The organism is Pseudomonas sp. WSY_20 (assembly GCF_043104335.1).
GTDB lineage: Bacteria > Pseudomonadota > Gammaproteobacteria > Pseudomonadales > Pseudomonadaceae > Aquipseudomonas > Aquipseudomonas parafulva_B.
In genome coordinates this window covers 1-17,219 of sequence record NZ_JBICKP010000019.1, presented here as the reverse complement: position 1 = coordinate 17,219, position 17,219 = coordinate 1, and the positions used below count along the sequence as shown (strand labels likewise).

At 61.6% G+C, this 17,219-nt stretch carries 14 protein-coding genes and 4 tRNA genes; 16 read left to right on the top strand and 2 right to left on the bottom strand.

Going from position 1 to position 17,219, the window contains the following annotated elements:
* Nucleotides 1-16: 16 nt before the first annotated feature.
* The 9 genes from ACF8E5_RS05695 to astE all read left to right on the top strand — a co-directional run bounded on the left by ACF8E5_RS05695 (nucleotide 17) and on the right by astE (nucleotide 9,724).
* Nucleotides 17-781 carry an ABC transporter ATP-binding protein gene (locus ACF8E5_RS05695; protein WP_027915914.1) on the top strand — a complete coding sequence of 255 codons (765 nt, stop codon included), beginning with the start codon at nucleotides 17-19 and terminating at the stop codon, nucleotides 779-781.
* 98 nt (nucleotides 782-879) lie between these two features.
* Nucleotides 880-1,860, top strand: coding sequence for a transcriptional regulator ArgR (argR, locus tag ACF8E5_RS05690; protein WP_197844202.1), 981 nt, complete (start codon nucleotides 880-882; stop codon nucleotides 1,858-1,860).
* Nucleotides 1,861-2,098: 238 nt separating this feature from the next.
* Nucleotides 2,099-3,319, top strand: a complete 1,221-nt coding sequence (locus tag ACF8E5_RS05685) for an aspartate aminotransferase family protein (protein ID WP_196125999.1) — start codon at nucleotides 2,099-2,101, stop codon at nucleotides 3,317-3,319.
* 130 nt (nucleotides 3,320-3,449) lie between these two features.
* Entirely contained in the window at nucleotides 3,450-4,469 is a 1,020-nt protein-coding gene (gene aruF / locus ACF8E5_RS05680) for an arginine/ornithine succinyltransferase subunit alpha (RefSeq protein ID WP_023533801.1), read from the top strand.
* Nucleotides 4,470-4,538: 69 nt separating this feature from the next.
* Nucleotides 4,539-5,567: an arginine N-succinyltransferase gene (gene astA, locus ACF8E5_RS05675; protein ID WP_023533743.1), complete on the top strand. Its 1,029-nt coding sequence runs from the start codon at nucleotides 4,539-4,541 to the stop codon at nucleotides 5,565-5,567.
* Nucleotides 5,568-7,031: a succinylglutamate-semialdehyde dehydrogenase gene (astD, locus tag ACF8E5_RS05670; RefSeq protein WP_392475016.1), complete on the top strand. Its 1,464-nt coding sequence runs from the start codon at nucleotides 5,568-5,570 to the stop codon at nucleotides 7,029-7,031.
* Between the two features lie 20 nt (nucleotides 7,032-7,051).
* On the top strand, nucleotides 7,052-8,401 hold the full coding sequence (astB, locus tag ACF8E5_RS05665; protein WP_392475015.1) for an N-succinylarginine dihydrolase: 1,350 nt from the start codon (nucleotides 7,052-7,054) through the stop codon (nucleotides 8,399-8,401).
* 13 nt (nucleotides 8,402-8,414) lie between these two features.
* Complete coding sequence (locus tag ACF8E5_RS05660; RefSeq protein ID WP_392475014.1) at nucleotides 8,415-8,705, top strand: topoisomerase II; 291 nt, start codon at nucleotides 8,415-8,417, stop codon at nucleotides 8,703-8,705.
* An 11-nt stretch (nucleotides 8,706-8,716) separates the two neighbouring features.
* The gene (gene astE / locus ACF8E5_RS05655) at nucleotides 8,717-9,724 is read left to right on the top strand and encodes a succinylglutamate desuccinylase (protein WP_392475013.1); all 1,008 of its coding nucleotides are present in this window, start codon (nucleotides 8,717-8,719) and stop codon (nucleotides 9,722-9,724) included.
* A 3-nt stretch (nucleotides 9,725-9,727) separates the two neighbouring features.
* On the opposite strand, the gene ACF8E5_RS05650 is transcribed toward astE, so the two are convergent.
* On the bottom strand, nucleotides 9,728-10,561 hold the full coding sequence (locus tag ACF8E5_RS05650) for a hypothetical protein (protein ID WP_392475012.1): 834 nt from the start codon (nucleotides 10,559-10,561) through the stop codon (nucleotides 9,728-9,730).
* Nucleotides 10,562-10,691: 130 nt separating this feature from the next.
* Nucleotides 10,692-11,879: a M91 family zinc metallopeptidase gene (locus tag ACF8E5_RS05645; protein ID WP_196185803.1), complete on the bottom strand. Its 1,188-nt coding sequence runs from the start codon at nucleotides 11,877-11,879 to the stop codon at nucleotides 10,692-10,694.
* A gap of 342 nt (nucleotides 11,880-12,221) precedes the next feature.
* Here ACF8E5_RS05645 and alaS point away from each other — a divergent pair, with 342 nt between their 5' ends.
* The 7 genes from alaS (at nucleotide 12,222) to ACF8E5_RS05610 (ending at nucleotide 17,194) form a co-directional block, all read left to right on the top strand.
* Entirely contained in the window at nucleotides 12,222-14,846 is a 2,625-nt protein-coding gene (gene alaS / locus ACF8E5_RS05640) for an alanine--tRNA ligase (RefSeq protein WP_392475011.1), read from the top strand.
* A gap of 118 nt (nucleotides 14,847-14,964) precedes the next feature.
* The gene (locus ACF8E5_RS05635; RefSeq protein WP_023533761.1) at nucleotides 14,965-16,200 is read left to right on the top strand and encodes an aspartate kinase; all 1,236 of its coding nucleotides are present in this window, start codon (nucleotides 14,965-14,967) and stop codon (nucleotides 16,198-16,200) included.
* A gap of 166 nt (nucleotides 16,201-16,366) precedes the next feature.
* Nucleotides 16,367-16,555, top strand: coding sequence for a carbon storage regulator CsrA (gene csrA / locus ACF8E5_RS05630; protein ID WP_058637619.1), 189 nt, complete (start codon nucleotides 16,367-16,369; stop codon nucleotides 16,553-16,555).
* A gap of 72 nt (nucleotides 16,556-16,627) precedes the next feature.
* Nucleotides 16,628-16,718: transfer RNA gene (locus ACF8E5_RS05625), tRNA-Ser, on the top strand.
* Between the two features lie 106 nt (nucleotides 16,719-16,824).
* Nucleotides 16,825-16,901 (top strand) — tRNA-Arg (locus ACF8E5_RS05620).
* A 70-nt stretch (nucleotides 16,902-16,971) separates the two neighbouring features.
* Nucleotides 16,972-17,048 (top strand) — tRNA-Arg (locus ACF8E5_RS05615).
* A gap of 69 nt (nucleotides 17,049-17,117) precedes the next feature.
* Nucleotides 17,118-17,194: transfer RNA gene (locus ACF8E5_RS05610), tRNA-Arg, on the top strand.
* Nucleotides 17,195-17,219: the final 25 nt, after the last annotated feature.

The following is a 17,219-nucleotide window of genomic DNA, read 5'->3' as shown; positions in this document are numbered from 1 at the left end:
TGTGAGAATCGACAGCATGTACAAACTCCAAGTCCAAGACCTGCACAAGCGCTACGGCAGCCATGAGGTCCTCAAGGGCGTTTCCCTGGCGGCCAAGGCAGGCGACGTCATCAGCATCATCGGCTCCAGTGGGTCGGGCAAGTCCACCTTCCTGCGCTGCATCAACCTGCTGGAGCAGCCCCATGCAGGCAAGATACTGCTCAACAACGAAGAGCTGAAACTGACCCCCGGCAAGGATGGCGCACTCAAGGCAGCTGATGCGCGCCAGCTGCAACGCATGCGCTCGCGCCTGGCGATGGTGTTCCAGCATTTCAACCTGTGGTCGCACATGACGGCGCTGGAGAACATCATCGAGGCGCCAGTGCATGTGCTGGGGGTCAGCCGCAAGGAGGCACTGGAGAAGGCCGAGCACTACCTTGAGAAGGTCGGGGTTGCCCACCGCAAGGATGCCTTCCCGGGGCACATGTCCGGTGGCGAGCAGCAACGTGTGGCCATTGCGCGCGCACTGGCCGTTGAACCAGAGGTCATGCTGTTCGACGAACCGACCTCGGCCCTGGACCCTGAACTGGTCGGCGATGTGCTCAAGGTGATGCAGGCACTGGCCCAGGAAGGCCGGACCATGGTGGTGGTGACCCACGAAATGGGTTTTGCCCGCGAGGTGTCCAACCAGTTGGTGTTCCTGCACAAGGGCCTGGTCGAAGAGACCGGCTGCCCCCGTGAGGTGCTGGCCAACCCGCGTTCGGAACGCCTGAAGCAGTTCCTGTCCGGCAGCCTGAAGTAAAAGCTGCTTTTTTGCACCACGATAGGGCATGCTGCGTGTCACGCGCAGCCTGACCCGGCGCATCGAATCGAACGATCTCAGGTTTCGGACCTTACCCTATGACCACCCAGCGAATTGGTTTTCTCATCTGGCCCAGCACCCGGCCACTGACCCTGGCGCTGGCCGAAGAAGTCCTGCAGGTGGCGCAGCGGGTCCATCCCGACGTGGTTTACGAAACCCTGTTCCTGCAAGCCGAAGCCCCGGTCGAAGGCAGCTGGCGCATGCCCGGCGAACCTTGGAACGGGCGCCTGGAAGGGTGCCACAAGCTGTTTTTGATGGCCGATGAGGCGCCGGGCAACATCGGGGCTGCGCTGTCGACGGCGCTCAAGCAATTGGCCCGCAGCGGCTGCATGATTGGCGGGCTGTCTGCCGGGGTCTACCCACTGGCCATGCTTGGCCTGCTCGACGGCTACCGCGCAGCCGTGCATTGGCGCTGGCAGGACGATTTTGCCGAGCGCTTCCCCAAGGTCATCGCCACTAGTCATCTATTCGACTGGGACCGTGATCGCCTGACGGCCTGCGGCGGTATGGCGGTCACCGACCTGTTGCTGGCAGTGCTGGCCCGTGACCATGGCGCTGAGCTGGCAGGCGCGGTGTCCGAGGAACTGGTGGTCGAGCGTATTCGCGAGGGCGGTGAGCGCCAGCGCATCCCGCTGCAGAACCGGCTGGGCTCGAGCCACCCCAAGCTCACCCAGGCGGTGCTGTTGATGGAGGCCAACATCGAGGAGCCGCTGACCACCGATGAAATTGCCCAGCATGTCTGCGTGTCACGGCGACAGCTCGAGCGCATCTTCAAGCAATACCTGAGCCGGGTGCCGAGCCAGTATTACCTGGAGCTGCGCTTGAACAAGGCACGGCAGATGCTGATGCAGACCAGCAAGTCCATCATCCAGATAGGCCTGTCGTGCGGCTTCTCCTCCGGCCCGCATTTCTCCAGCGCCTACCGTAACTTCTTTGGCGCCACCCCCCGTGAAGACCGCAATCAGCGACGCAACAGTAGCCCGTTCGAACTGAGCTCCGCGCCGGGTGAAAAAGGTTAGTCGACGTGCCGGCACGCCCGGGCTGCACAACGAGGTGAACACCCGTTCACCCAGCTTCTTCTCTGCCGTACACTGCGCGATTGCGACAGTGTTTGTCGCATTGCCGAAAGCCCGCCCGAATGCCGGTTTTGCGCTGTAACAAGTTGTCGCTTGGCCGCAAGGCCACGCGCTGATCGTTCCTTACAATCCCCCCATCGCTCGCCACTTCCAGGTCAGCGATCCTCTTCAGGAGACTCAGATGTCCGTTGAGCAAGCCCCGGTGCTACGTGCCGATTTCGATCAGGTCATGGTCCCCAATTACTCCCCGGCGGCCTTCATTCCTGTGCGAGGCGAGGGCTCCCGTGTCTGGGACCAGACTGGCCGTGAATTGATCGACTTTGCCGGTGGCATCGCTGTCAATGCCCTGGGCCACTGCCATCCGGCCTTGGTCAAGGCTCTGACCGATCAGGCCAATACCCTGTGGCATGTATCCAACGTCTTCACCAACGAGCCGGCCCTGCGCCTGGCTCACAAGCTGGTTGAGGCCACGTTTGCCGACCGAGCGTTCTTCTGCAACTCTGGCGCCGAGTCCAACGAGGCGGCGTTCAAGTTGGCCCGCCGTGTAGCCCACGACCGCTTCGGCCCTGAAAAGCACGAGATCATCGCAACGCTCAACAGCTTCCACGGCCGCACGTTGTTTACCGTGAGCGTGGGCGGCCAGCCAAAGTATTCCGATGGTTTCGGGCCGAAAATCACGGGTATCAGCCACGTGCCCTACAACGACCTGGAAGCGTTGAAGGCGCGCATTTCCGACAAGACCTGCGCTGTGGTGATCGAGCCGATCCAGGGCGAAAGTGGTGTGGTGCCGGCTGACAAGGCCTACCTGGAAGGCGCGCGCGCCTTGTGCGACCAGCACAATGCCCTGCTGATATTCGACGAGGTGCAGACCGGTGTCGGTCGTACCGGGTCGCTGTATGCCTACCAGCACTATGGCGTGACGCCCGACATCCTGACCAGCGCCAAGAGCCTGGGCGGCGGCTTCCCCATCGGCGCCATGCTCACCACCAATGACTTGGCCAAGCACCTGGCTGTCGGTACCCACGGTACGACCTATGGCGGCAACCCGCTGGGCTGCGCGGTGGCCTGCGCCGTGCTGGACGTGATCAACACCCCGCAGACCCTGGCAGGCATCAAGGCCAAGCATGAGCGTTTCAAGTCTCGTCTGGAGCAGATCGGCCGCGACAATGGGCTGTTCAGTCATGTGCGCGGCGTGGGCCTGCTGATCGGTTGTGTGCTTTCCGAGGCCTGGCAGGGCAAGGCCAAGGACGTGCTCAACGCCGCTGAGAAGGAAGGCGTCATGGTGTTGCAGGCAGGGCCTGACGTGGTGCGTTTTGCACCTAGCCTGGTGGTCGAGGATGCCGACATCGACGAAGGCCTGCAGCGCTTCGAACGTGCCGTGGTCACCTTGACCCAAGGCTGAGCCGGCTCGCAGGGTCGGCGCCGCGCCGGTTGCAACACCGGCCGGTGAGCCCGGATTCCAACGCAGGCGCCTGACGCCTGCCTTTTTTTACGCGCCGCCATTGGCAGCGCGTTTTCCAAGGAGTGACACCATGCTGGTGATGCGCCCGGCGCAAATGGCTGATCTGAACGAAGTGCAGCGAATGGCTGCGGACAGCCCCATTGGTGTCACCTCGTTGCCGGACGACAGCGCTCGGCTGGGCGACAAGATCGCCGCCTCCGAGACCTCCTTCGCCGCCGAGGTCAGCTTCAATGGCGAGGAGCGCTACTTCTTCGTGCTCGAAGACAGCGAGACCGGCAAGCTGGCTGGCTGCTCGGCCATAGTCGCCTCGGCAGGGTATTCCGAGCCTTTCTACAGTTTTCGCAACGAAACGTTCGTCCACGCCTCGCGGGAACTGAAGATCCATAACAAGATTCACGTCCTGTCGCTGTGTCACGACCTGACCGGCAACAGCTTGCTGACCAGTTTCTACGTGCTGCCCGAGCTTGTGGGCAGTGGGTGGGCCGAGCTCAATTCACGGGGTCGCCTGTTGTTCATGGCATCGCACCCCGAGCGTTTTGCCGAGTCGGTTGTGACGGAAATCGTCGGCTTTAGCGACGAGCAGGGCGAGTCGCCCTTCTGGGACGCCATCGGGCGCAACTTCTTCGACTTGAGCTATGCCGATGCCGAGCGCCTGTGCGGCCTCAAGAGCCGCACGTTCCTGGCCGAGCTGATGCCTCATTACCCCATCTATGTGCCCTTGCTGCCTGACGCTGCGCAGGAAGCCATGGGCCAGGTGCATCCGCGGGCACAGATCACCTTCGACATCCTCATGCGCGAAGGCTTCGAAACCGAGCACTACATCGACATCTTCGATGGCGGTCCCACCCTGCATGCCCGTACCTCGGGTATTCGTTCGATTGCGCAAAGCCGCGTGGCGCCCGTGAAGATCGAGCCGGTTGCGGCCCGCGGCACACGGCCGTACCTGGTCTGCAACGGCCAGCTGCAAGATTACCGTGCCGTGCTGGTGGAACTGGACTGGGTACCTGGCAAGCCCGTCAGCCTGAGCCAGGAGGTGGCCGACGCCCTGGGGGTGGGTGAGGGTGCCAGTGTGCGGCTGGTCGCGGCCTGAGCGCCGCCCGCAATCTTGCAGGATTAGCAGAGTTTCGCGCCGGTTGATGCCGCCGCACAAGGAGATAGCATGATCGTTCGTCCTGTACGCAGCAGCGACCTGCCTGCGTTGATCGAATTGGCACGCAGCACCGGCACCACGGGGCTGACCACGCTGCCTGCCAACGAGGAACGCCTGGAGCATCGCGTCGGCTGGGCGGAAAAGAGCTTTCGCGGTGAAGCCGAGCGCGGTGATACCGACTACCTCTTCGTGCTGGAAAACGACGAAGGGCTGGTCGTGGGCATCAGTGCCATCGCTGGCGCCGTAGGCCTGCGCGAGCCCTGGTACAACTACCGCGTCGGGCTTACCGTCAGTGCGTCCCAGGAATTGAAGATCTACCGCGAGATCCCCACGCTGTTCCTGGCCAACGACCTGACCGGCAATTCCGAGTTGTGCTCGCTGTTCCTGCGCCATGACTACCGCTCAGGGCTCAATGGTCGGCTGCTGTCCCGGGCGCGCATGCTGTTCATCGCCGAGTTTCCCGAGCTGTTCGGCCAGAAGATCATGGCGGAGATGCGTGGCATGTCCGATGCCCAAGGGCGCTCGCCGTTCTGGGAGAGCCTGGGCCGCCATTTCTTCAAGATGGAATTCAGCCAGGCCGACTACTTGACGGGGGTGGGCAACAAGTCGTTCATCGCCGAGCTGATGCCCAGGTTCCCGCTTTACACCTGCTTCCTGTCCGAAGCGGCGCGCAGCGTGATCGGCCGGGTGCATGCCGACACCGAGCCGGCATTGGCCATGCTCAAGCAGGAAGGCTTCACTTACCAGGGGTACGTGGACATCTTCGACGCAGGGCCTGCCATCGAATGCGACACGGCCCGCATCCGCGCGGTACGCGACAGCCAGACATTGGTACTGGCCATCGGTACGCCTGGTGAGGATGCCACGCCATTCATCATCCACAACCGTAAGCGCGACGACTGCCGCATCACGGCCGCCCCGGCTCGGCTGGCGGCGGGTACGCTGGTGGTCGACCCGCTGACGGCCAAGCGCCTGCGCATGGGTGCAGGCGACAACGTGCGGGCCGTGCCCCTGTCGGCCGCCCGGGAGGGCCAGTAAATGACCACGCATTACATCGGCGATAACTGGGTAGCAGGGCGCGGCGAGCACTTGACATCGCTCAACCCGGTGAGTCAGGCGACCGTCTGGCAAGGGCAGGGGGCTGATGCAGGCCAGGTACGGGCTGCCGTACAGGCTGCGCGCCAGGCTTTTCCTGCCTGGGCGCACATGAGCCTGCAGGCGCGCATCGAGGTGCTGGAACAGTTTGCGGCGCAGCTAAAACAGCATGCCGACGCGCTGGCCTATTGCATTGGCGAGGAAACCGGCAAGCCCTTGTGGGAATCGGCTACCGAAGTCACCAGCATGATCAACAAGGTGGCAATCTCGGTGCAGAGCTACCGTGAGCGCACCGGCGAGAAGAGCGGCCCTCTGGCTGACGCCACTGCGGTGCTGCGCCACAAGCCCCACGGCGTGGTGGCGGTATTCGGGCCTTACAACTTTCCCGGTCATTTGCCGAACGGGCATATCGTCCCGGCGCTGCTGGCTGGAAACTGCGTGGTGTTCAAACCCAGTGAGCTGACGCCCAAGGTGGCCGAGCTGACCGTCAATTGCTGGATTGCCGCGGGCCTGCCCGCCGGGGTGTTGAACCTGGTGCAAGGTGGTCGTGAAACGGGCGTGGCCTTGGCCGCCGACCCCGGTATCGATGGGTTGTTCTTCACTGGCTCCAGTGGTACCGGGCACCTTCTGCACCAGCAGTTCGCCGGCCGCCCCGACAAGATTCTGGCCTTGGAGATGGGCGGGAACAACGCGCTGGTAGTGGACGAAGTCCAGGACCTTGACGCTGCGGTCTATACCATCGTTCAGTCGGCCTTCATTTCGGCGGGCCAGCGCTGCACCTGCGCACGCCGTCTGCTGGTGCCGCAGGGCCCATGGGGCGATCAGTTGCTGGAACGGCTGGTCCAGGTGAGCCGTACCCTGGCCGTAGGTGCTTTCGATCAGCAACCGGCCCCGTTCATGGGGTCGGTGATTTCTCTGCAGGCGGCGCAGGCGCTGCTGACCGCCCAGGCTGAGCTGATTGCAAAGGGCGGCGTCAGCCTGCTGGAGATGACGCAGCCGCAGCATGATGCCGCCTTGCTGACCCCGGGTATCGTCGATGTCACGGGCGTGACGCTGCGCAAGGATGAGGAGTTTTTCGGGCCGCTGCTGCAGGTGCTGCGCTACCCCGATTTCGAGGCGGCCATCGCCGAAGCCAACAACACCCGTTATGGCCTGGCTGCCGGGTTGCTCAGCGATTCCCAGGCCCGCTATGAGCATTTCTGGCTACACAGCCGCGCAGGCATCGTCAACTGGAACCGCCAGCTCACCGGTGCAGCCAGCAGCGCGCCGTTCGGTGGGGTGGGCGCCAGTGGCAATCACCGGGCAAGCGCCTACTACGCAGCCGACTACTGCGCCTACCCCGTCGCGTCGCTGGAGGCCACCAGCCTGACCTTGCCGGCCACCCTGGCGCCGGGCGTCATACTATAACGATGGTCGGAGCCTTGCCGATGAAAGCATACGAAGTGAATTTTGACGGCCTGGTAGGGCCTACCCACAACTACGGTGGCTTGTCCTACGGCAACGTGGCCTCCCAGAGCAACAGCCACCAAGGGTCCAACCCGCGCGAAGCGGCGCGCCAGGGGCTGGCGAAGATGAAGGCGTTGGCCGACCTCGGCTTCAAGCAGGGGGTACTGGCGCCCCAGGAGCGCCCCGATGTGGCCGCGCTGCGCCAGCTTGGCTTCGCCGGCACCGATGCCCAGGTGATCCAGCGCGCCGCACGGGAGGCCATGCCGCTGCTGGTTGCCAGTTGCTCGGCGTCGAGCATGTGGGTGGCCAACGCCGCGACGGTCAGCCCCAGCGCCGATACGGCCGATGGGCGGGTGCACTTCACTGCTGCCAACCTCAACTGCAAATACCACCGCAGTATCGAGCACCCCACTACCAGTCGCGTGCTGGCAGCCATGTTCGGGGACGAGGCCCATTTCAGTCACCATCCCGCCTTGCCGAGCGTCGCCCAATTCGGCGATGAGGGCGCCGCGAACCATACGCGGTTCTGCCGCGATTATGGGCAGGCTGGGGTCGAGTTCTTCGTCTATGGCCGCAGTGCCTTCGACAGCCGCTACCCGGCACCTCAGAAATACCCGGCCCGGCAAACCCTCGAAGCGTCCCAGGCCGTGGCCCGCCTGCACGGGCTCAGCGCCGACGCGGTGGTCTATGCTCAGCAAAACCCCGCGGTGATCGACCAGGGTGTGTTTCACAACGATGTCATCGCGGTCGGCAATGGGGAGGTGCTGTTCTACCATGAGGATGCGTTTCTCGATACCGAGGCCGTGCTCACCGAGCTTCGTACCAAGCTGGCGGACAAGGGCGGTGAATTGCAGGCCATTTGCGTGCCGCGTGCCACCGTTTCGGTAGAGGATGCCGTGCGCTCCTACCTGTTCAACAGCCAGCTGCTCAGCCGCGACGATGGGTCGATGCTGCTGGTGGTGCCGGAAGAGTGCCGCAACAACGAGCGGGTCTGGACGTATCTGCAGCAGCTTACCAGCCTGGGCACAGCGGTGCGGGAGGTGCAGGTGTTCGACCTCAAGCAGAGCATGCAAAACGGTGGCGGGCCGGCTTGCCTGCGCCTGCGTGTGGCCCTGAACGAAACGGAACTGGCGGCGGTGAACCAAGGCGTTATCATGAGCGCCCCGTTGTACGAGACACTGCTGCAGTGGGTCGATCGGCACTACCGTGACCGTCTGGTCGACGCTGACCTGGCCGATCCTCTGTTGCTGCAGGAGTGCCGTACGGCACTGGACGAATTGACCCAGATACTCAAGTTGGGCTCGGTATACCCGTTCCAACGCCAACCATGAAGAGAGAATTGCAATGACCGACGCCCTGCGCCTGATCCTGGAAGATGAAGACGGCACTCAGCTGGAAACTTCGTGCACGCGCTTTGCCGTGATGTGGCAAGGCAAGGAAGTATGGATCCAGCAGGACGGCCGCGGCCAACTGCTGATCGGGGTGGATGTGGAGGAGGGCGACGCCGAATATGCCAACCTGCTGCTGCGCCCCCTGGCGACCAACCTGGTCAGCCTGCAGCTGGAAATGGAGCCGGCCGACGTCGGCGAAGACGGCGATCACGTTCACGGTCCGGACTGCGGCCACCATCACTGAGGACGCCCGCCATGCTCGCCCTTGGCAAATTGCTTGAGCTGACCCTCACCGGCCATGAACCGGCCGAGAAGACCCAAGTGACGCCCAGGGGCGTGCGCCTTCGCTGGCTGGGGCAGGGAGCTCTGGAAGTGAGCCCCAGCGCCGCTGACGACTGCGGCCTGGACCTGTTGCTGTCTGCAGGTATTCACGGCAACGAGACCGCCCCGATCGAGTTGCTCGAACGTCTGCTGCATGGTGTTGCACGTGGAGACATCGTGCCTCGGGCGCGGGTGCTGTTGCTGTTCGGCAACCCGGCGGCCATCGTCAATGGTGAGCGGTTCGTCGAACAGGACATCAACCGCCTGTTCAATGGTCGCCACGAGCAATCAAGCGGGCCGGAGGCGTTGCGCGCTGCCGAGCTCGAACAATTCGCGCGGGTCTTTTTCAGCAAGCCTGGGCGTAGTCGCTTGCACTACGACCTGCACACGGCCATTCGAGGCTCCAGGATCGAGCAGTTCGCGCTGTATCCCTTCAAGCAAGGGCGCACACATTCCCGGCGTGAACTTGCCCGCCTGGCTGCGGCGGGCATGGAGGCGGTGCTCTTGCAGTGCAAGCCTTCGATCACGTTCAGTGCCTTTACCTACGAGCAGCTCGATGCCGAGTCCTTTACCCTTGAGCTGGGCAAGGCCCGCCCTTTTGGCCAGAACGACGCGGTGAATCTGGACAAGCTCGAAGCACGGCTAGTGCACATCCTTCAGGCCACCGAACCCGATGACGGCGGGTCGTTGGAGGGGTTGCAGTTGTTTCGCGTGGCGCGTGAGGTCATCAAGCACAGCGACGGTTTCCGCTTGCACCTGCCAGCCGACATTCAGAATTTCTCTCCGCTGGACAAAGGCTACCTGCTGGCCGATGACCTGGCTGGCGTGCGCTGGGTAATCGAAGAAGAGGGCGCACGGATCATCTTCCCCAACCCCAAGGTGCGTAATGGCCTTAGGGCGGGGATCATCGTGGTACCTGATGACGGTGAAAATCTGGCCTGAACCTTAGATGTCGGTACCCGGAGCCGGTAGCAGTACGCCCGGAGCCAAGGCTTCGTATGCGTCCTGCAGCATCCTGGCAAGTGCAGTCAGGCCGTCCAAGCCCTTGGCTTGGTAAGGGTCGTACAGTACAGCGGTGTATTCACCGGGTAGCAAATCGGCGTATTTGGCTGGGATGACGCGGCTCAGGTCGAAGCCTGGTCCCTGTTGCGCCGGGCCTGCATGGCATTGCATGAGCACGATGTCGGGTACGTTGGCGTAGCCTTGACGGGCAGCGTCCAATGCCTTTTTCAAATCAGGGTAGCCCGACAGCAATGCGAGCTGCTCATACACCCGGTTCTGGAACTGCGGAGTGCCGTAGATGAAGAGGTGGTCGATGGCAGTGGTTTCGAAACGCGCATTATCGCTAGCATTGGCATCCACGCGCAGTGTGCCATCGGCGTTATCGGTCAACCCTGCTGGAATGTCCTCGCCGCTGAACAGCAAGTGCACACGCTGATCGGGTGTGGACCTGTTCAGTCTCAGCGACACCCCGTCCACTTCCAGATCCAGGCCGCACTCCTGGCTCAGGCTAACGTTCGCAGTATTGAGCCAGACCTGGATTTCATCGAGAGTGCCAACCTTCACATCGTCGTCGAAAGCCTCGATCAGCCTTCGTTGGATGTTGAACTTGTTAGCCGAATAGAGTTTGTACAGCTCGTAACCAAAATAGACACGAGACCCGAGACGTTCTTCGCCGTCTGTAGCATCGTAGGCTAACGCTTCGTCCATTTCCCCGAAGCTCAAACGCTTGCTTTTGTCGCCGCCGTCGATATTGAAGGTTTGGGTTACTGCAGTCATGGGCATGATCTCCTGTTCAAGAGCATTCAGGCTAAGCCTGCCGGCTTTGCTGGGTGCGGTAGTTATTTAGGCTCAGCCGAAGCTGTATTGAATGGGCCGGTGATCCACCGGAGTCTGTGTCCAATCTTGCCTACGGATAGGTCTGCCGGGCTGGCAGGCCAAGCTCCAAGCGCAGTGCATTCTCATTGAAGGGGAAGGGGTTGCTGGTGTCTGGCGGGGTGACCGGATCGTCGTCGTAGTCGAAGCCTTGTAGCCCCGCCTCCAAACCAACGGCCTGTCGTTCCGGCTCGTCCGTGACGCTGCCGGTGACGAAATTCCAGACATGGCAGAGTTCGTGATAGAGCATGACCACTGAAGGCGTGTCAGGGCGCTGAGCCAGCGGGTTGTAACCGATGCGGCAATTGAGTGCGCGTGCACCGCGCTTGCCGTTGCGAATCGTTGGGTCACCCTGGCCAGGGTCATAGTCAGCATCGGCGTTGTCCAGTGCCTCTATGCTCGAGATGATCACCCGCGCACCGTTGGTCACCAGGTCATGGAGCAATACCGAGGCGGTGGGGCTGGCCCGGAGCAGGTTGAGTTGACGGTTCACCTTCTCGATGTAGTGCGCCTCGCCCTGCACCAGAAACGTCTTGAGGTAGTCGGCGGGCAGAGTTGTCTGGGCAAGGTCATAAAGCACAGGCGCTGTGAAGCCGCCTTCTGGTGTGATAGCGCGAGCGTCACCGTACAAGCGGTCGTCAAGCATGCCGGTAGTGAGGCGGTTATGGCCGTCGAGTGCCTCGATCACGGCCCTGCCTTCGACAACCTTGACGATATCCTCGCCTTCGCCTGCGTAAATGAAGGCATGGGTTGCGCCGCTGTGCACGGTGTCGTTGCCGGCACCGGCATCGATCTCGACTTGCTGCAGGCGCGTGGTTTCGATCAGGTCGTTGCCTGGGCCTGCATCGATCATCACTCGCCCGACGGCGGTGCTGTCAGCAGTGGCCACACCTTCCACTTTAATGATGTCGTCGCCATCACCGGTTTCCAGCACCACCTGGTTGGCGACCGCGATGGCCACGTGTACACGGTCATCCCCTGAGCCTGTGCGAACGTGAAGGATGTCGTCGCCCATCAGCGCCAGTGCGTAGCGCAAGCCGCTGCTGCGCAGCATCACGCCGCTGGCATGCGCTTCGACAGACAGCGTGACACGGGGTCGCAGCGCCTGCACCCGCACGATTTGATCTTCGCGCGCGATGATGAACGCCTGGTCCTGATAGGGCAGCACATGCTGCTCCACCAGGCCGGCGGGGGTATATACGACAAGATTGGCTTGAGGCATTGGCGATATCCTTCTGGTTTCGAGGAAAGCACCTTAAGCCCCGGCCAGGGCGGCTCAGCGGTAACCGGCTACCGCGTTTGCTTGATGACCCTCGGTGTTCAGGGCGCATGTCGGGTCTACCGTTGGCAGACAGCGGTTTCAGGAGTTGCCAGCCAGGAAGCCAGGGATTTAGCATCAGGCGTGATAAATGATTGATGCGTTTGACGCTGCCAATAGCCGATTCGGCCATTTCAATAGCACAAACTCACTGCACCAAGCCTGCAGGCCCGATATAATGCGGCCCTTTGCCGTCGTTTCGTCGACGCTTTGCCCTGATGGGCCGCCGTTTCCGTGGAAGATCCTATGAAAAGCGCAGAAATCCGTGAAGCCTTCCTTCGCTTCTTCGAAGAACAGGGGCATACCCGAGTCGCGTCCAGTTCGCTGATTCCGAATAACGACCCGACCCTGTTGTTCACCAATGCCGGCATGAACCAGTTCAAGGACTGTTTCCTCGGAGCGGAGAAGCGCGCCTATACCCGTGCTGTCAGCAGCCAGAAGTGCGTGCGCGCCGGTGGCAAGCACAACGACCTGGAAAACGTCGGTTACACCGCACGTCACCATACCTTCTTCGAAATGCTGGGCAACTTCAGCTTCGGTGATTATTTCAAGCGCGACGCCATCACCTTCGCCTGGACTTTCCTCACGTCGGAGAAGTGGCTGAACCTGCCCAAGGACAAGCTCTGGGTCACGGTCTATGCCACCGACGACGAAGCCTACGATATCTGGACTAAGGAAGTAGGGGTGCCCGCCGAGCGCATGGTGCGCATCGGTGATAACAAGGGCGCGCCCTATGCGTCGGACAACTTCTGGACCATGGGCGACACCGGTCCATGCGGGCCGTGCACCGAAATCTTCTATGACCACGGTGCAGATATCTGGGGCGGCCCGCCCGGCTCGCCCGAAGAAGACGGCGACCGTTACATCGAGATCTGGAACAACGTGTTCATGCAGTTCAACCGTACAGCCGACGGCGTGCTGCACCCATTGCCGGCGCCGTCGGTCGATACTGGCATGGGTCTGGAGCGCATCAGCGCCGTGCTTCAGCACGTGCATTCGAACTACGAGATCGACCTGTTCCAGAACCTGCTGTCAGCGGCGGCCACGGCCATCGGTTGCAGCAACGAGGGGCAGGCCTCACTGAAAGTGGTAGCCGACCACATCCGTTCCTGCGGTTTCCTGATTGCCGACGGCGTGCTGCCTTCGAACGAAGGCCGTGGCTATGTGCTGCGCCGCATCATTCGTCGTGCTTGTCGTCACGGCAACAAGCTGGGCGCCAAGGGCAGCTTCTTCTACCAGATCGTCGCCGCGCTGGTCGCCGAAATGGGTGAAGCATTCCCTGAACTGGGTAGCCAGCAGGCGCACATCGAGCGTGTGCTCAAGGCCGAAGAAGAGCAGTTCGCCAAGACCCTTGAGCAGGGCCTGCGCATTCTCGAGCAGGACCTGGCCCAGTTGCAGGGCAACGTGGTGCCGGGCGATGTGGTGTTCAAGCTCTACGACACCTACGGCTTCCCCATGGACCTGACTGCCGATATCGCCCGTGAGCGCGAGCTCACCATCGACGAGGCCGGTTTCGAACGTGAAATGGAGGCCCAGCGCGAGCGTGCACGCTCTGCCAGCGCGTTTGGCATGGACTACAACAGCCTGGTCAAGGTCGACAGTGCGACCGAGTTCCTGGGCTACGAGGCCACCGAGGCCTCGGCCAGGATCATTGCGCTGTATCACGATGGCCAGTCGGTTGACCAACTGGGCGAGGGCCAGGAAGGCGTGATCGTGCTGGATCGCACGCCTTTCTACGCCGAGTCCGGTGGCCAGGTGGGCGACTCCGGTTACATCCAGGCAGGCTCGGCGCGCTTCGACGTGCGCGACACCACCAAGACCGGTGGCGCCTTCTTGCATCACGGCGTGGTCGCCACCGGTGCGCTGGTCGTAGGCTCTCCAGTGCAAACCAAGGTCGACGCGGATGTGCAGCACGCCACCGCCCTGAACCACTCGGCTACCCACCTGTTGCATGAAGCCTTGCGCCAGGTGCTGGGCGAGCATGTGCAGCAGAAAGGCTCGCTGGTGGACAGCCAGCGTCTGCGCTTTGACTTCAGCCACTTCGAAGCGGTGAAGCCTGAGCAGATCAAGGCGCTGGAAGACATCGTCAACCGCGAAGTACGCCGCAACACGCCTGTGCAAACCGAGCTGACCGACATCGAGACGGCCAAAGCCAAGGGTGCCATGGCGCTGTTTGGCGAGAAGTACGGCGATACGGTGCGCGTGCTGACCATGGGCGGCGACTTTTCGGTAGAGCTGTGCGGTGGCATTCATGCCAAGCGCACAGGCGACATCAGCGTCTTCAAAATCATCAGCGAAGGCGGCGTGGCGTCGGGCGTGCGTCGTATCGAGGCCGTGACCGGTGCCGCTGCGCTGGCTTACCTGAACGCTGCCGAGGAGCAGGTCAAGGAAGCGGCGCAACTGGTGAAGGGTAACCGCGACAACCTGATCGACAAGCTGTCGGCTGTGCTTGAGCGCAACCGCCAGCTGGAGAAGCAGCTCGAGCAGCTGCAGGCCAAGGCCGCCAGCGCCGCCGGGGATGATCTCTCCAACGCGGCTGTGGCAGTCAAGGGTGCCAAGGTGCTTGCCGCCCGTGTAGACGGGCAGGATGGCAAGGCCTTGCTCGCCCTGGTCGATCAGCTTAAGAACAAGCTCGGTCATGCAGTGATCCTGCTGGGCAGTGAGCATGAGGGCAAGGTCGTGCTGGTGGCCGGCGTGACCAAAGACCTCTCCAGCCAACTCAAGGCTGGCGATCTGATGAAACAAGCCGCTGCGGCAGTGGGTGGCAAGGGCGGCGGGCGTCCGGACATGGCACAGGGTGGCGGCGTCGACGTCGCGGCCCTGGACCAGGCCCTGGCGCTGGCCGTGCCGTTCGCAGAGCAGGGACTTTGAGATGAAGGGCAGGGCGGCTTGAGCGCGAACTGCGCTCCTGGCCCCGCTGGGGTGAGTCGTCCTGTCCTTCAGGTTGGATTGTTTTTTGGGGCCCTGTATGGGCTGAGGCACCATTGAAATGGCGTTGATCGTACAGAAATTTGGCGGCACCTCTGTCGGTTCCATCGAGCGGATCGAGCAGGTAGCCGACAAGGTCAAGAAGCACCGTGAGGCAGGCGACGACCTGGTGGTCGTGCTCTCTGCCATGAGCGGCGAAACCAACAGACTGATCGACCTAGCCAAGCAGATCAGCGAGCATCCGGTTCCGCGCGAGCTGGATGTGATCGTGTCCACGGGCGAGCAAGTCACCATCGCGCTGTTGGCCATGGCATTGACCAAGCGCGGTGTGCCTGCCGTGTCGTACACCGGCAACCAGGTACGCATCCTTACCGACAGTGCCCATAACAAGGCGCGCATCCTGCAGATCGACGACCAGAAAATCCGCGCTGATCTCAAGGCCGGGCGTGTGGTCGTGGTGGCGGGCTTCCAGGGTGTGGATGAGCACGGCAACATCACCACACTCGGCCGGGGTGGTTCCGACACCACAGGTGTCGCCCTGGCCGCTGCGCTCAAGGCGCAGGAATGCCAGATCTACACCGATGTCGATGGCGTCTATACCACCGACCCTCGCGTAGTGCCGCTGGCACGACGCCTGGAGAAGATCACCTTCGAAGAGATGTTGGAAATGGCCAGCCTCGGTTCCAAGGTGCTGCAGATTCGCTCGGTGGAATTCGCCGGCAAGTACAACGTCCCGCTGCGCGTGCTGCACAGCTTCAAGGAGGGTCCGGGTACCCTCATTACCATCGATGAAGAGGAATCCATGGAACAGCCGATCATTTCCGGTATCGCCTTCAACCGTGATGAAGCCAAGCTGACCATTCGCGGCGTACCGGACAATCCGGGCGTGGCGTTCAAGATTCTCGGCCCGATCAGTGCATCGAACATCGAAGTGGACATGATCGTGCAGAACGTCGCCCACGATAACACCACCGATTTCACCTTCACCGTACAGCACAACGAGTACGAGAAGGCTCAGAGCGTGCTGCAGAATACCGCGCGCGAAATCGGTGCCCGTGAAGTGATCGGTGATACCAAGATCGCCAAGGTTTCCATCGTCGGCGTCGGCATGCGTTCGCACGCAGGCGTTGCAAGCCGCATGTTCGAAGCGCTGGCCAAGGAGAGCATCAACATCCAGATGATCTCCACCTCCGAGATCAAGGTGTCGGTGGTGATCGAGGAGAAATACCTGGAACTAGCGGTGCGCGCCCTGCACACCGCCTTCGAGCTTGACGCCCCGGCTCGACAGAGCGAGTAAGGCCTTGCCTGGAAGGGCGCGGCTTGCCGCGCCCTTCGCGTTTCTGCTCGTTGCGCAGGCCCCGTCCAGGCCTGCGTATGAAGCACAGCAGCCTGCGTCGACGTCCACGACCGGGCTGAAATTTTAAAGACTGTTATCCCTGAATGTTTTGCGTAAGGAGAAAGCTATGTTGATTCTGACTCGTCGCTGTGCGGAGAGCCTGGTCATTGGCGATGGCGAGATCACCGTGACGGTGCTCGGCGTCAAAGGCAACCAGGTACGTATCGGCGTCAGCGCGCCAAAAGAAGTGGCTGTTCACCGCGAGGAAATCTACCTGCGGATCAAGAACGAGAAGGACGAGGAGCCAAGCCTTTAATTCTTTTGAAGTTTTTTTCAAAAAAAGGGTTGCAGACGAGGAAGAACCTGTTTAATATTCGCCTCGTGTTGCGGTGAGGTGGCCGAGTGGCCGAAGGCGCTCCCCTGCTAAGGGAGTATACCTCATAAGGGTATCGGGGGTTCGAATCCCCCCTTCACCGCCATTATTCGCTTAGGTTGCTGCAAGTTGTAAGAACGCTAAGTAGTTGATTTTAAACGAAAAAGTTCTTGCAAAAATGTTTCAGCAGCCTATAATGCGCGGCAAGACACGGACTCATAGCTCAGCTGGATAGAGTACTCGGCTACGAACCGAGCGGTCGCAGGTTCGAATCCTGCTGAGTCCGCCACTTTTGAAGTGGCTTTGTTATCAAGGCTGTTTCAAGAAACCAGTGGTAATCTGGTCTAAAACTACCAAACGGACTCATAGCTCAGCTGGATAGAGTACTCGGCTACGAACCGAGCGGTCGCAGGTTCGAATCCTGCTGAGTCCGCCACTTTAGAAGTGGTTTTGTTATCAAGGCTGCTTCAAAAACCAGTGGTAATCTGGTCTAAAACTACCAAACGGACTCATAGCTCAGCTGGATAGAGTACTCGGCTACGAACCGAGCGGTCGCAGGTTCGAATCCTGCTGAGTCCGCCATACCCAAACAGAAAGCCCGCTCAAT